We start from the raw sequence: 13,886 nt of genomic DNA on the forward strand, positions 1-13,886 counted from the left end.
CCACCGGCCACCGGCCCGGATTCCTCCGGTTCGCCGAGTTGACGCCCCTCAGGGCAGGGCGGAACCTGTAGGCCGCGAGCGGAACCCCCGAGGGGGTGGCCTCATGCACGGAGTAAGGACCAACGCCTTCACCGAGGCTCATAACGGTGATCTGTGTCTCCCTCCGTGGCAGGGCCCTGACTCATACCGATTGCCGTGCGCCAGCTACCCGGAAACGGTCCGGGCGAGCGGCGCACACGCTCTGCGTGCGGTGCCTGGCCCGGCCCGGGCACCACCACAAGACGCTCGGCTACACGCATCAGGTTGGACGCCTTTCGGCGCCCCTCAAGCAGCGAAGAAGAAGGAACCAGAAATGAGAAGGATCGCCACAGTCACGAGCGCCGTCCTGCTCCTCACCCTCAGCTTGGTCTTCAGCGAGATGGGGGTTTCTCGGGCGGCGGCTCCACCGGTCACACCTGTGCTCATGCACATCCGCTTCGCCCACGCGGCCAGCGCCCGGGTGGACATCGTCACCTTCACCTTCCGGCCGTCGGCGCCGAAAGATGTCAGAGCCGAGTACGTGCCGAGATCGGGGCTGATCCAGGACGGATCCGGTAACCGGGTCTTTGTGCTGGGACGATCCTTCGTGAAGGTCACCCTCCACAACGCCGCCGCACACAACCTCGAAGGTCAACCCACCGCTCCGAGGAACCTCTTCCCTCTCGGCCGGACAACGAATGTCATCGACGTGAAGCGGGGCGGCGACTTCGAGGGTGTGGTGACCTACTACCTCGGGCTGTGTGGGCACAGGCCAGCACCGCCCGCGCATCCGACCGTGAGCAGCGTGGGCCGCGACGTCATCCTGAGCATCCCAACGCGGTAGCGGTAACACGCCACAGCGCCCTGTCCCGTTGCGCGATCGACGCTTTGGTGTTGGTGGCGTCGATGAACGCGAGGTAGGAGGTCCGTCTGCCTCGACGCTCCCCACGATCGACGCCATGTTGCGGGTGGTACCCGATTCTGATCAGAGGGCCAGGCGGGCCGGTGGATGAACGTCCAGGACAAATCAGATACAAAATGGACAACACCGGCCCGCCGGGCCATCGAGATCAAAATATCCCGGGAGCCCAGGCTAGCAGTTGACGAACTCCGGTTGCTGGTTGAGGACCTGGCTCTCCGGGGAGATGAAGCGGCGGTACTGCTCGCCGCCCGTGGCCTGGGGGCGGAAAGCGGCCAGCCGATGGCAGTTCTGGAAGGCTAGCGCCACGCCGAAGTGCCGTTCCAGGGCCGCGCGTATCGAGGTGCTGGCCATCGCCCGCAACAGCTGTCCCTGCTCGGCGTCGTCCGTGGGCGGGGTCTGGTTGTCGGCGAAGTCGCGGGCTGCGGTGGGCAGCTCGCCGGCGAGCCGCTCGACCAGTCCGTAGGCGTAGGGCAGGGAAGTGCGGATACAGGCGAGGAAGTCGGCCTCGTCGACGTGACCTTGTTCGGCCTGCTCCAACAGGTCGGGCGACACCGTCAGGGACATGGATACCTCCTGGGCTGGTGGCAGCGACAACGATCACCACTGTCTTGGATACAACAACCGTTGTCAATACCGACAGTGATACTCCGTGTGCAGATCGATTGCGCCGCGGCGGCGCACCCCGACACCCCGCCGGATCTGCCGTGCGATGCGGCGCGTCCCGCCTCCGTACACCCGGTGCACGCCCGGTGCGCGCCCCCGGTGGACGGCGCAGGGCGTCCGACCCGGCAAAGCATCTGGTCGATCATGCAGGCGGATGGGCGGATGGGCGGCCCGCCCCGCGTCATCGCCGACCGCTCGAACTCGAACTTGTAACGGTTTCCATTAGCCGCTACCTTTGCGAAAATGAATCCCGGTACTGCTAGCAGGTCCGGTCGGGTGACAAGCAGGGAGATCGTGGTGGATGGTGCACGGCTGGTCACGGTGCGGCGCTGGCGGGTGCAGCCCGGGCGGATGCCGCGCGGCCTGGGGGTAGTGGCCGCCGGCGTGGCGATGGTCGTGGCCGCGTGTGGGACGTCCTCGTCGGAGGACACCGGGACCGGCGCCACCGGCAGCGGGAAGATCGCTGTGGTGGCGGCCGAGAACTTCTGGGGCAGCATCGCCGCCCAGCTGGGGGGCGATCGGGTGGCGGTCACCAGCATCATCGACAATCCCGACGCCGACCCGCACGACTATGAGCCGACCCCCGCCGACGGCCGGGCGATCGCCGGTGCGCGGCTGTTCATCGACAACGGCGTCGGCTACGACCCGTGGGCGGGCAAGCTGGCGGCGGCCAACCCGGCGGCCGGGCGGGTGACGCTGACCGTCGGCGACCTGGTCGGCGCGAATGACGGCGACAACCCGCATCGCTGGTACAACCCGGATGACGTCGCGAAGGTGATCGACCAGGTCACCGCCGACTACAAGAAGATCGACCCCGCTGGCGCGGGCTACTTCGATCAGCAGCGGGCATCCTTCACCGCCACGACCCTCAAGCCGTACACCGACCTCATCGCAACGATCAAGAAGAAGTACGCCGGGACGCCGGTCGGGGCCTCGGAGAGCATCTTCGAGATGCTGTCCCCGGCGCTCGGGCTGAACCTGCTGACCCCGCCGGCCTTCCTGCGCGCGATCTCGGAGGGCACCGACCCGACTGCCGCGGACAAGAGCACCATCGACAGTCAGATCAAGACCGGGGAGATCAAAGTCTACGTCTACAACAGCCAGAACGCCACCCCGGACGTGCAACGGCAGGTTGAGGAGGCGAAGGCGGCCCACATCCCGGTGACCACCATCACCGAGACGCTCGTCCCGGCCGGAGCATCGTTCCAGGAGTGGCAGGTCGCCCAGTTGGAAGCCCTGCGCGGGTCGCTGGCGCAGGCAACCGGTAAGTAAGTGGCAACCGGCACGTAAGCGGAAGGTAACGAGGATGGCGACGGTGGCGTACCCTCGATCCGGCGGCTCGAGCGCCGAGGTTGACGAGGCGGTGGCGCCGGCCGGCAGCGACCGGCCGGCCGTATCGGCGGTGATGTTCGAGGGTGCGGCGGTTCGTCTCGGCAGGCGGATGGTATGGAGCGGGGTGAGCGTCGAGGCCGGCGCGGGGGAGTTCGTCGCGATCCTCGGTCCCAACGGCGTCGGTAAGTCCACCCTGCTCAAGGCGGCCCTTGGCCTGCTGCCGCTGGCCGCGGGGCGGGTGGTGGTGCTGGGCCGGCATCCCGGGCGGGCCCGCGCCGAGGTCGGCTATCTGCCGCAGCGACGGAGCTTCGACCCGTCGGTACGGATCCGGGGGCTTGACATCGTCCGCCTCGGTCTCGACGGCCACCGGTGGGGTCTGCCGCTGCCCGGCAGAGATCGCGCCCGGACAGCGCGGCGGCGCGTCGCCGAACTCGTCGAGCAGGTCGGCGCCACCGGCTACGCCCACCAGCCGATCGGCCGGCTGTCCGGTGGGGAGCAGCAGCGGCTTCTGATCGCCCAGGCGCTCGCCCGCCGGCCCCGGCTGTTGCTCCTCGACGAACCGTTGGACAGCCTGGACCCGCCCAACGCCGCCGCGGTCGCGGCCCTCATCCGCACTATCTGCCAGACGGCGGGGGTGACCGTGCTGATGGTCGCCCACGACGTCAACCCGATCCTGCCCAGCCTCGACCGGGTCATCTACCTCGCCGCCGGCGGTGCGGTCTCGGGCTCTCCCGCCGAGGTCATCACCAGTGCGACGTTAAGCCGGCTCTACCAGGCCCCCATCGAGGTGCTGACCACCTCCGACGGGCGCCTCGTCGTCGTCGGCCAGCCCGAGCCGCCCGCTGTACACACCGACCGTCATAACGGGACCGGCCACCTGTGATCACTGCGGCGGTGGTCGCGACCGACGCGGGCCTGTCGTGGAACCTGGTCCGCGACGTCCGGCAGATGTTCGCCTACCCGTTCATGGTGAACGCGTTCCGGGCCGGAACCATCGTCGCGCTGACCGCCGGGGCAACTGGATGGTTCATGGTCCTACGCCGCCAGGCCTTCGCCGGCCACACCCTCGCCGTGGCCGGTTTCCCGGGCGCGGCCGGGGCGATCTGGCTCGGCCTGGGCGCGACCTACGGCTACTTCGCCTTCTGCCTTACCGCGGCGCTGATCATCGCTGCTGTCCCCGGGCTGGGTGGGGCAGCCGGGCGGGCCGCGGAGTCGGCCATCATCGGTACCGTCCAGGCGTTCGCGCTGGCCTGCGGATTCCTGTTCGTCAGCCTGTACAAGGGATTCTTCGGCGGGGTCAACACGCTGCTGTTCGGCAGCTTCCTGGGAATCACCGACGACATGGTCCTCACGCTGACCGCCGTCGCCGTGGCGGTCCTGGCAGTGCTGGCGCTCATCGGGCGGCCACTGCTGTTCGCCTCGCTCGATCCAGCTGTGGCCGCCGCCGCCGGAGTGCCGGTGCGGGGTCTGTCGGTGGTTTTCCTGATCCTGCTCGGGAGCACCGCCGCGGAGGTCAGCCAGATCACCGGAACCCTCCTCGTCTTCACCCTGCTGGTCATCCCGGCCGCGACCGCACAGGTCCTCACCACCCGACCGGCCCTCAGCCTCACGCTCACCGTGCTGCTAGGCCTGCTGGTCACCTGGGCCGGGCTGACCGTGGCCTACTACTCGCCCTATCCGTTCGGCTTTTTCATCACCAGCTTCTCCTTCGGCCTGTACCTCCTCGCCCGTCTCGCCGTCGGCGCGCGCGACCTGCTCGGCCGGGCCGCCCGCGTCCCCCGGACGACCGGAGCAGCAGCATGACCGCAGCCACGGCGGACACCGGACTGACCGCGATGTTCGAGTACCCGTTCATGCAGCATGCGTTCATCGCCGGAACGGGGATTGCTATGGCGGCCGGACTCGTCGGCTACTTCCTCGTCCTGCGCGCCCAGGTCTTCACCGCCGACGCGTTGTCCCATGTGGCGTTCACCGGCGCACTCGCCGCCCTGGCCACCGGGATCGATGCCCGCGTCGGCCTGTTCGCCGCCACCGTCACCGTCGGGTGCGCCCTCGGCGCCCTCGGCGCTCTCGGCCCCCGCGGCCACGCCGACGACGTCGTCATCGGCAGCGTGTTCGCCTGGGTCCTCGGCCTCGGGGTGCTCTTCCTTACCCTTTACACCACCCACCGCAACACCGGCAACGGCACCGCCGGCGTCACCGTCCTGTTCGGCTCGATCTTCGGCCTGGACGCCTCCCACGCCTGGGAGGCTGCCATACTCGCCGCCTTCCTCTGCCTCGCCACCATCGCGATCGGGCGCCCCCTGCTGTTCGCCAGCCTGGACGGCGCGGTCGCGGCCGCCCGAGGTGTCCCCGTCCGCCTCCTTGGCGTCGGTTTCCTCGGCCTTGTCGGGGCGACCGCCGCCGAGGCCACCCAGGCCGTCGGTGCCCTGCTGCTCCTCGGCCTGTTCGCCGCACCCGCCGGCACCGCCCACCGGCTCACCGCCCGCCCTTACCATGGAATGATGATCTCCACCGCGGTCGCGGTCGCGGTGACCTGGGCCGGACTGACCACCAGCTACCTCGCCCCGCGGATCCCCCCGAGCTTCGCCATCCTTGCCCTCGCCACCGCCACCTACACCGTCACGCTGACCGTTACCCGGCTGGTCGCGGACTCGGGCTTGGCGCGGGCGGTGCGGCACCCGTCCGCGGACGCGCCTCGTTCGGCCTGATCGAACCCACCGGCGCCACCGGCGCGGTCGCGCGCGGTCCGGGGAAGCGCCAGGTCAGAGCCCGAGCAGCCGGCCGCAGATCAACTCGACCGCGGCCGGCAGGCCCGGGTTGTGCCGCAGGTGCGGGGTGCGGGCCGTGTCGTTGGCGACGGAGACCGCGGCGTGCACCCGGATCCGGGCGGCGGTGGGGTCGAGCTCGGGGTGCACGAGCCGGAGCAGGTGAACCCATTCGGTGAGGTAGTCGTGCTGGGCCCGGCGGGCGACGTGGCATTCGTCCTCCGGCAGGTGCTCGACCTCGGTGATCAGTAGCCCGATCAGGTCGTGGTGGGCCTGGGTGAACCGGAGGTAGGAGCCGAGCAGCCGGCGCAGGGCGTCGGCGGCGTCGTTCGAAGCCCGATAGATCGCGCTGACGTCCATCAACAGGGCGGCCGTGCTGCGCTGGAACGCGGTGCGCAGCATGTCCAGCTTGCTCGGGAAGTGGTGGTAGACGCTGGGGCCGGTGATGCCGACGGCGTTGCCGATGTCCTCGATGCCGACGCCGGCGTAGCCGTGGGTGGCGAACATCCGCACCGCCTGGGTGAGCAGCGCCTCGCGGCGGGAGGCCGGCCGCAGCGGCAGTCCGGCTGGTGGTGGTCCGGCTGGTCGCGGCGGCGATGCGGTGCGGATGCCGGGCAGCGGGGTGTCCAGCACGAGGTCGGTGAGCTCGGCGAGCAGGTCGTCGTAGGCGGGCCGGGGCAGGTCCAGGTGGTGGAAGGACGGGCTTATCAGCACGGCCAGCATCGCCCAGGTGAGCAGGTCCGCGGTGGGGGGGTCGAGCTCGGGGCGGGCGGCGCGCACCCGGTCGGTGAGGCGGCGTCCGATCTCGCGGACCTCGGCGCGCAGCAGAGCATGGTCGTCAGGGGTCAGATGGCGGGCTTCGCGCTGCCAGAGCACGCCGATGTGGCGTTCGTCGAGGCAGCGGGCGGCGAGCCGGGCCGACGCCGTGGCGCGGTCGGTGCGGCCGGCACGGTCCGCGAGATCGAGATCATCGAGCAGGCGCCGCAGCGGGGCCAGGCCTGCAGAGATGACCTCGCGGAGCAGGTCCTGTTTACCGGAGAAGTGCCGGTATAGCGCGGACGGGCCGACCGCCACGGCCTCGGCGAGATCGGTCATGCCGATCTGGTCGTAGCCGCGGCGGGCGAACAGGTCCGAGGCAGCGCCGAGGATCAGCGCTCGCCGGTTACGCGGGCGGGTGCCGCGCGGCGGCGCAAGCGTGCGGTCCGGCAGGACAACCCCCTCGGTACGACCCCCTCGGTCTCCGAGGTGCGAATCAGCCTACCTTCTCGTAGAGGGCGACCACGGCGGCGCCGCCGAGGCCGATGTTATGCTGCAGCGCCACGGTCACGTCCTCGACCTGGCGCTTGTCGGCCTCGCCGCGCAACTGCCACACCAGCTCCGCGCACTGCGCCAACCCGGTCGCGCCCAGCGGGTGCCCCTTGGACAGCAGCCCACCCGACGGATTAGTCACCACCCGGCCGCCGTAGGTGTTGTCGCCGTCGACGATGAACTTCTCTGCCGTGCCCTCCGGGGTCAGCCCCAGCGCCTCGTAGGACATCAGCTCATTGCTGGTGAAGCAGTCGTGCAGCTCCACCACGCGCACGTCGAGCGGGTCCACCCCGGCCACCTCGTACACCTGCCGCGCGGCGGCCGCGGTCATGTCGTAACCGACCAGGCGCATCAGGTCCCCGTCGAACGAGGACGGGGTATCCGTGGTCATCGCCTGCGCGATGATCGCCACATCGGCGCGCAGCCCGTGGGCGCGCGCGAAATCCTCGGAAACGACCACCGCGGCGGCCGCGCCACAGGTGGGCGGGCAGCACTGCAACCGGGTCAGCCAACCGAGGATCCGCGGCGAGGCAAGAACCTCCGCCACGGTCACCGGATCAGTGAACACCGCATACGGGTTGTTGGCCGCGTGCCGGCGCGACTTCACCGAGATCCGCGCGAATACCGCCGGGTCCATCCCGTACTTCTCGCAGTAGGCCGCGCCCGCACCGGCGAAGTACCGCGGTGCGAACGGCACCCCCTCGACCTCGCCCTGCACCTTGGTGACCACGTCGTCGAACCGCCCGAAGGCGTTGGGCCGGTCGTCCCACTGCATCGTCAGCGCGCCGCGCCGCATCTGCTCGAACCCGAACGCCAGCACGCGGTCCGCCGCCCCGGAAGCCACCGCCTGCCGCGCCAGGAACAGCGCCGACGACCCACTCGAGCAGTTGTTGTTCACGTTCACCACCGGCGCCCCGGTCATCCCCACCCGGTACAGCGCCTTCTGCCCGCTCGTCGAGTCGCCGTACATATAGCCGGCGTACGCCTGCTGGACCGCAGCCAGGTCGATCCCAGCATCGGCCAACGCCGCCCTGACCGCCCCCTCGACCAGCACGTCGTAGCTGTCGCTCCTGCTCGGCGTCGCGAACGGCACCATGCCGACGCCCGCCACCATCACCCGACCGCCCATCATCGCTCCATGGGCTAGCTATTGTTCACTTAACACCGTGAGCACCACAGTAGCGCACGTCAAGGGGAGAGGTGTGGCGTAAGCGTGCTTGCGAGGATTCATAAGGTGGAGCGACGCGGGTGTGTCACAGCCTGCGATCGGGCGAAGTCCACACCGGTCAGTGGTTGAGCGCCCACAGGCCGACCAGGTTCGCGAAGGTGAAGACCACCGCGATGACGACGGCGAGGATGAGCCGCCTGCGGCGCTCGCGGCGGCGCCAGGTGGCCCGCGCCCGCCGGTAGGCGTCGGGCGACACGGGCACGCCGTCGGCGAGAGCGTCCAGGGCGTCGCGCAGCCGTCGTTCGGTGTCGTTGAGCGGCCCGGTGTGATACGTCATGTCTGGGACTCCATCGCGCGGGACAGCGCCGCCATTCCCCGGGCCGCATGGGATTTCACTGCGCCGCAGGAAATCCCCATGACCGCGGCTATCTCGGATTCCTTCAGGCCGAGCCAGTGCCGCAGTACCAGGGCCTCCCGCTGGCGCGGCGAAAGCCGCTGTAACGCGACGACTACAGCTCGCTGTTCGTGTCGCAGCAGCGCTTGCGTCTCCGCCGATTCTATCTGGCCTGATGGCCATTCCAGATGTTTTCGGACGACCTGGAGATGGCGTAGTCGCATTCGGGTGAGATTGCAGACTATGCTACGTATATACGGCAGGGTGGCGGTCGAGTCCCGCAGTTTTCGCCAGCGCCGGTAGAGCTCGTAGAACGCCTGCGCGGCGATATCCTCCGGGTCGTCCGCGCCGAGGAGGGCGGCCAGTCGTACCAATGAGACGTAGTGGGTATTGAAGAGTCGTGTGAGGGCGGTCTCCCGATCAAGATCGTGAAGATTCACCTGGATCTCCCCGGCAGGCAGCAGAGTAGCGGCGTCGCCGGCAGTGACGACTGCTGGATCTTTGAGGATGCCCTGCACCGCCGCTCACCGCCATCCCGGCGCGTCCGGCCGGGGGAGTCGGTCCACCTGGGATATCCGGCTGCTTCGGGCCACGCCGACGCGGTGAAGGACCGGGGTGAGCGCGGTGGCGACCGCCAGATTCAGCCCGAGCGCGAGGAGCGCCGTGTACAGCGGCACGGACGCCCCGAACAGGTGCAGGTTCACCACCGCGGAGAATTCGCCGAAGGTTACCAGGCAGGTTCCCGCCGCCATTCCTACCGCCCATCCGGCGAGCAGCGCACCGCGATGCAGCCAGGTGGAGAACAGGCCGATCCCGACCGCCGGGAAGGTCTGGAGTATCCAGACCCCGCCCAGCAGCTGCAGATCGATGGCATCCTGGTCGTGCAGACCGAGCACGAAGGCGAATGCCCCGATCTTTGTCACCAGCGAGACACCGCGGGCCACCCGGACCTGATGCTTGGGGGTGGCCGTGGGGTGAAAATACTCGACGTATACGTTGCAGACGAAGAGCATAGCGACCGCCACCGACATCACCGCCGCGGGGACGAGCGCCGCGACAACGAGCGCGCCGAAGACGACGCCGGTGGCAACCGGCGGGGCCAGCTGCTGGACGAGCAGCGGGACAGCTGCTTCGGCCTGCCCGCGGGGTGCGCGTACCCCCGCGGCCAAGGCGGCAACGCCGAGCAGCCCGAAGAGTCCGAGCAGGCCCGTCCAGGCCGGCAGGGTGACCGCCGAGCGGCGCAGGACGTCGGGGTTCTTCGCCGCGAAGGCGGCGGTGAGCACGTGTGGGTACACCAGCAGGGCCATCGCCGAGCCGAGCACGAGGCTCGCGAACGCGGCGAACGTCGACGGCTCCAGCGTGAGTGACGGATCCGGCAAGCCGTCCGCGGCCATGTTCCGCCGAGCCTGGCTAGGACGAGTCCGACCACGGCGAAGACCGCCAGGAAGATCAGAATTCCTTTGGCGACCGAGACGAGTGCCGGAGCGCGGATGCCGCTGTGATAGGTCGCGACGGCGAGCCCCCCGAACACCGAGGCCAGCACCAGGTCGCCGGGCAGCCCAGGCGGGATGAGGCCGCCGGCAACGAGCACCGCGCGGACGCCGACCAACTGCAGCGCGATGTACGGCGTGGTGGCCACGATTCCGGTCAGCGCCACGGCGAGCGCGAGCAGCGGCGACCGGTGGCGTTCCCGCACCTAGTCGCCCACCGTGACGTAGCCGTGGCGCCGAGCCGTCTCCGCCAGACGTGGGAGGAGCACGAAGGCTAGCGGATAGACGATGATCGTATAGGGCAGCGCGAAGAAGCCGAGAGCGCCCACCCCGTAGACGAGGCCGGGCACCGCGGCGAAGGTATATGCGGTGTAGATCGCACCGCCGAGCAGGAACCAGGTCAGAACGCCACCGAACGGGCGCCCTGCGAGCGCCCACCCTTCCGGCGAGGGGAGCTCGTCCCGCCGATAGAACGCGCGCGTCCTTACCGATAGTAACGAAGTGCCTGCTATCACGACGGTGAATCCCGCCACGGTCGTCCCGTCGGCCATCCGAACACCCTCCGTTACACGCGGCTTCCCGTATCATCCCGAAACAAGCCGTAAACCTCTAGCTCACCAAGTCGTAAACCGCGGAGGCGCGGCGAGCAACTCTCCCGGTGACACCATCGCGGCCTGCGTGACCACCCGGCCTGGGTACCTGGGCCAGGCGGTGGCTTACCACCAGGAAGATCAAAATGCAGGGAGATCAGGATGTGGCACGATGAGCAGGGCCGGGACACCCAGCGGGGTGCCCCGGCGAACTCCGCAGGCCGGCCGGCCGCCGGTCGTCCGGCCCGCGCGGCGGCACGTCGGCGGCGAACCGCCGCGGTCGCGTGCCTCGGGACACCGTTCGCAGCCCTGCTGGCGGTCCCGCTTTATGCGCAGGATGAGCCACGGCTGGCCGGGGTGCCGTTCTTTTACTGGTATCAGCTTGCCTGGGTGCCCTTAAGCGCGCTGCTGACCGCCGCCGCTTGGCGGCTGCACAGTCGGGGAACGGCGCCGGAAGGCCTGCGATGATCCGGTTCACCGACCGGGCCCGCGCGGCGCTCCGCGAGGGCGAGGTAGTCGTTTTTGACTGGGCCCCGCTGGGGCTGTGCTGCGCCTGCACCGGTCAACTGTGGCTGCGCACCGCGCCGCGGGCGCTCGTGCCGCGGCACCGGGGTTTCCGCCCGGTGGACGCGGATCCCGGTGGCAGCGCCGTAGCCCATCCACTTGCCTATCCGTTCCTCCTGGGCCGCGATGTCACAGTCGACTGCCGCTCGCGGCTCGGCTTCCGGCGCTTCAGCACCGACCTGCCGCCCGATGTCGGGCTCGCTGACCTGCTCGGCCGGGCCGCTCTCGCCAAAGGACGCCTCGTATGACTACCCGTCTCGATACTGCCGGAACCGGCCTTCCGCCTGGCGGCGGTCGTGGGCCTGGCCTTGGCCGGAGGACCGGCCGGCTCCGTTCGATAGCCATCTGGACCACGGTGTCGGCGGCCGGCGCGATCAGCTGGGCTGTGCTCGCGATGTCCCGCCACGAGTCGATCTCTGCGGCGTGGATCCTGCTCGCCGGCCTGGGATCCTTCGCCATCGCCTACCGCTTCTACGCCCGGTTCATCGCAAACCGGGTGCTGCGGGTGGATGACAGCCGGGCGACGCCGGCCGAACGCCTCGACAACGGCGTCGACTACCAGCCGACCGACCGGCGGGTCCTGTTTGGCCACCACTTCGCTGCCATCGCCGGGGCCGGTCCGCTCGTCGGCCCGGTGCTCGCCGTACAGATGGGGTATCTGCCCGGGACGATCTGGATCATCGCCGGTGTTATTTTCGCCGGTGCCGTGCAGGACATGGTGACGTTGTTCTTCTCCATGCGGCGGGACGGCAAGAGCCTGGGCCAGATGGCGCGCGACGAGATCGGCCCGGTGGGCGGGACAGCGGCACTGGTGGCTGTCTTCGCCATAATGATCATTTTGCTGGCGGTGCTGGCGCTTGTCGTGGTGAACGCGCTCGCCGCCTCTGCATGGGGCACCTTCTCGATCGCAATGACGATCCCGATCGCCCTGTTCATGGGCATCTACCTGCGGGTGCTGCGACCCGGCCGGGTCGCTGAGGCCACCGCCGTCGGTGTCGCCGGACTGTTCGCGGCCCTTGTCGGCGGCCGCTGGATCCAGGACTCCGCCCTCGCCTCCGCCTTTACACTCAGCCCGAAGGCACTGGTCGCCTGCCTCGTCGGCTACGGCTTTGTCGCCTCGGTGCTGCCGGTGTGGCTCCTGCTCGCGCCCCGCGACTACCTCTCGACCTTTATGAAGGTCGGCACCATCGGGCTGCTCGCCATCGGCGTTCTCGTCGAATTTCCGGTACTTCAGGCGGACGCAATCAGTACTTTCGCGATCAGGGGAAACGGGCCGGTGTTCGCCGGCAGCCTGTTCCCGTTCCTCTTCATCACCATCGCCTGCGGTGCCCTGTCCGGATTCCACTCCCTCATCGCGTCCGGCACCACGCCGAAGATGATCCAGAAGGAGTCCCAGGTCCGGCTCATCGGTTATGGGGCGATGCTGACCGAGTCCCTTGTCGCACTGATGGCGCTGATCGCGGCGGCGGTGCTCAGCCCGGGCCTCTACTACGCCATGAATGCGCCCGGTGGGGTCGTCGGCAAGACCGCGGCGTCGGCTGCGTCCGCGGTCACCAACCTCGGTTTCACCATCACCCCGGACGCCCTCGAATCCGCGGCCCGGGCCGTCGGCGAATCGACGCTGGTAGCCCGCACCGGAGGTGCACCGACGCTCGCTGTCGGCATGTCCAACATCCTTTCAGGCGCATTCGGGGGCGGTCGCCTCGCCGCCTTCTGGTACCACTTCGCGATCATGTTCGAGGCATTGTTCATCCTGACCACTGTCGACGCCGGCACCCGGGTCGGCCGATTCATGTTGCAGGACATGCTCGGGAACGTGTGGAAGCCAATCGGCCGGGTGAGCTGGTGGCCCGGGATCTGGCTGAGCAGCGCGCTGGTGGTCGGCGCCTGGGGCTACTTCCTCTGGACCGGGGCAACCGACCCGCTCGGCGGCATCAACCAGCTGTTCCCGCTGTTCGGGATGGCCAACCAGATGCTTGCCGCCATCGCATTGGCGGTCGTCACCACCCTGTTCGTCAAGAGTGGGCGAGCGCGGTGGGCCTGGGTGCCCGGCGTCCCGCTCGGCTGGGATGCCGCCGTCACCTTCACCGCGGCCTGGCAGAAGGTTTTCTCGGACGATCCCAAGCTCGGCTTCTTCGCCCAACGGAACCGCTATGCCGACGCGCTCGACGAAGGCAGGGTTCTGGCGCCCGCGAAGAGCATCAGCGACATGCACAAAGTCGTCCAAAACTCGACCTTGGACGGGATCATGGCGATAGTGTTCGCCCTGCTGGTGCTCGTCGTGCTCGCCGATGCGGTACGGGTGTGCATACGGGCTGTCCGCACCCGGGTGCCGATACCCACCACCGAAGCGGACTATGTAGCCTCCCGTTTTGTCGCGCCCGGGGGATTGTTGGCGACCGCTGAAGAGCGCCGGCTGCTCGCGGACGCAGCCCAGGCGGCCGTGGCCCCTCAGCCCGAGCCCGTCACACCGCCGCTGCGCCGCTGACAACATCCCACGAAAATGGCGAGAGTTGAATCTGTTTGCGCCGAGGCGAGCTGGCGACGGCCATCAGGCCGGAACCCGCTCGTCCCGGCGCAAACAGTCAGCGCGGCGGCGTCGGTGCGGCCCTCAATCTAATCAGACAGGCCGTGCCCGTCGGCGGCGTCGACGAACACGTACGAGGGTG

At 69.2% G+C, this 13,886-nt stretch carries 15 protein-coding genes; 8 read left to right on the top strand and 7 right to left on the bottom strand.

The genetic code is table 11. The annotated features are described in order from the left end of the window. The first annotated feature begins 352 nt into the window (after window positions 1–352). Window positions 353–862 (top strand): AMIN-like domain-containing (lipo)protein, encoded by a 510-nt coding sequence (locus AC08OT_RS12865; protein ID WP_476594316.1) that lies wholly within the window; start codon window positions 353–355, stop codon window positions 860–862. A gap of 249 nt (window positions 863–1,111) precedes the next feature. Here the strand turns inward: AC08OT_RS12865 and AC08OT_RS12870 are convergent, their stop codons facing one another. After that, on the bottom strand, window positions 1,112–1,504 hold the full coding sequence (locus AC08OT_RS12870) for an SCO5389 family protein (protein ID WP_476594317.1): 393 nt from the start codon (window positions 1,502–1,504) through the stop codon (window positions 1,112–1,114). A gap of 396 nt (window positions 1,505–1,900) precedes the next feature. Between AC08OT_RS12870 and AC08OT_RS12875 the strand changes: the two genes are divergently transcribed. The 4 genes from AC08OT_RS12875 to AC08OT_RS12890 are packed head-to-tail and all read left to right on the top strand — an operon-like array spanning window position 1,901 to window position 5,646. After that, the gene (locus AC08OT_RS12875; protein ID WP_476594318.1) at window positions 1,901–2,875 is read left to right on the top strand and encodes a metal ABC transporter solute-binding protein, Zn/Mn family; all 975 of its coding nucleotides are present in this window, start codon (window positions 1,901–1,903) and stop codon (window positions 2,873–2,875) included. A 34-nt stretch (window positions 2,876–2,909) separates the two neighbouring features. Next, window positions 2,910–3,818 (top strand): metal ABC transporter ATP-binding protein, encoded by a 909-nt coding sequence (locus AC08OT_RS12880; RefSeq protein ID WP_476594319.1) that lies wholly within the window; start codon window positions 2,910–2,912, stop codon window positions 3,816–3,818. Continuing rightward, entirely contained in the window at window positions 3,815–4,738 is a 924-nt protein-coding gene (locus AC08OT_RS12885; RefSeq protein ID WP_476594320.1) for a metal ABC transporter permease, read from the top strand. Before AC08OT_RS12880 ends, AC08OT_RS12885 begins: the two co-directional genes overlap by 4 nt. Further along, window positions 4,735–5,646 carry a metal ABC transporter permease gene (locus AC08OT_RS12890; RefSeq protein WP_476594321.1) on the top strand — a complete coding sequence of 304 codons (912 nt, stop codon included), beginning with the start codon at window positions 4,735–4,737 and terminating at the stop codon, window positions 5,644–5,646. Before AC08OT_RS12885 ends, AC08OT_RS12890 begins: the two co-directional genes overlap by 4 nt. A gap of 54 nt (window positions 5,647–5,700) precedes the next feature. Here AC08OT_RS12890 and AC08OT_RS12895 read toward each other — a convergent pair whose 3' ends face one another. The 6 genes from AC08OT_RS12895 to AC08OT_RS12920 all read right to left on the bottom strand — a co-directional run bounded on the left by AC08OT_RS12895 (window position 5,701) and on the right by AC08OT_RS12920 (window position 10,614). Continuing rightward, window positions 5,701–6,912, bottom strand: coding sequence for a TetR/AcrR family transcriptional regulator (locus tag AC08OT_RS12895; RefSeq protein WP_476602853.1), 1,212 nt, complete (start codon window positions 6,910–6,912; stop codon window positions 5,701–5,703). A gap of 43 nt (window positions 6,913–6,955) precedes the next feature. Then, window positions 6,956–8,140: a lipid-transfer protein gene (locus tag AC08OT_RS12900; RefSeq protein WP_476602852.1), complete on the bottom strand. Its 1,185-nt coding sequence runs from the start codon at window positions 8,138–8,140 to the stop codon at window positions 6,956–6,958. 157 nt (window positions 8,141–8,297) lie between these two features. Continuing rightward, the gene (locus AC08OT_RS12905; protein WP_476594187.1) at window positions 8,298–8,516 is read right to left on the bottom strand and encodes a hypothetical protein; all 219 of its coding nucleotides are present in this window, start codon (window positions 8,514–8,516) and stop codon (window positions 8,298–8,300) included. Next, complete coding sequence (locus AC08OT_RS12910) at window positions 8,513–9,091, bottom strand: SigE family RNA polymerase sigma factor (RefSeq protein WP_476594188.1); 579 nt, start codon at window positions 9,089–9,091, stop codon at window positions 8,513–8,515. The genes AC08OT_RS12905 and AC08OT_RS12910 overlap by 4 nt, the downstream gene beginning before the upstream one ends. A 6-nt stretch (window positions 9,092–9,097) precedes the next feature. Then, window positions 9,098–9,967 carry a hypothetical protein gene (locus tag AC08OT_RS12915; protein WP_476596232.1) on the bottom strand — a complete coding sequence of 290 codons (870 nt, stop codon included), beginning with the start codon at window positions 9,965–9,967 and terminating at the stop codon, window positions 9,098–9,100. A 302-nt stretch (window positions 9,968–10,269) separates the two neighbouring features. Beyond that, the gene (locus tag AC08OT_RS12920) at window positions 10,270–10,614 is read right to left on the bottom strand and encodes a hypothetical protein (RefSeq protein WP_476594190.1); all 345 of its coding nucleotides are present in this window, start codon (window positions 10,612–10,614) and stop codon (window positions 10,270–10,272) included. 201 nt (window positions 10,615–10,815) lie between these two features. On the opposite strand from AC08OT_RS12920, the gene AC08OT_RS12925 reads away from it, so the two are divergent. The 3 genes from AC08OT_RS12925 (at window position 10,816) to AC08OT_RS12935 (ending at window position 13,705) form a co-directional block, all read left to right on the top strand. Further along, window positions 10,816–11,121, top strand: a complete 306-nt coding sequence (locus AC08OT_RS12925; protein WP_476594191.1) for a DUF3311 domain-containing protein — start codon at window positions 10,816–10,818, stop codon at window positions 11,119–11,121. Continuing rightward, entirely contained in the window at window positions 11,118–11,465 is a 348-nt protein-coding gene (locus AC08OT_RS12930; protein ID WP_476594192.1) for a hypothetical protein, read from the top strand. The genes AC08OT_RS12925 and AC08OT_RS12930 overlap by 4 nt, the downstream gene beginning before the upstream one ends. 107 nt (window positions 11,466–11,572) lie before the next feature. Next, the gene (locus AC08OT_RS12935; RefSeq protein WP_476594193.1) at window positions 11,573–13,705 is read left to right on the top strand and encodes a carbon starvation CstA family protein; all 2,133 of its coding nucleotides are present in this window, start codon (window positions 11,573–11,575) and stop codon (window positions 13,703–13,705) included. Window positions 13,706–13,886: the final 181 nt, after the last annotated feature.

Source organism: Frankia sp. CgJB1, from assembly GCF_977947065.1.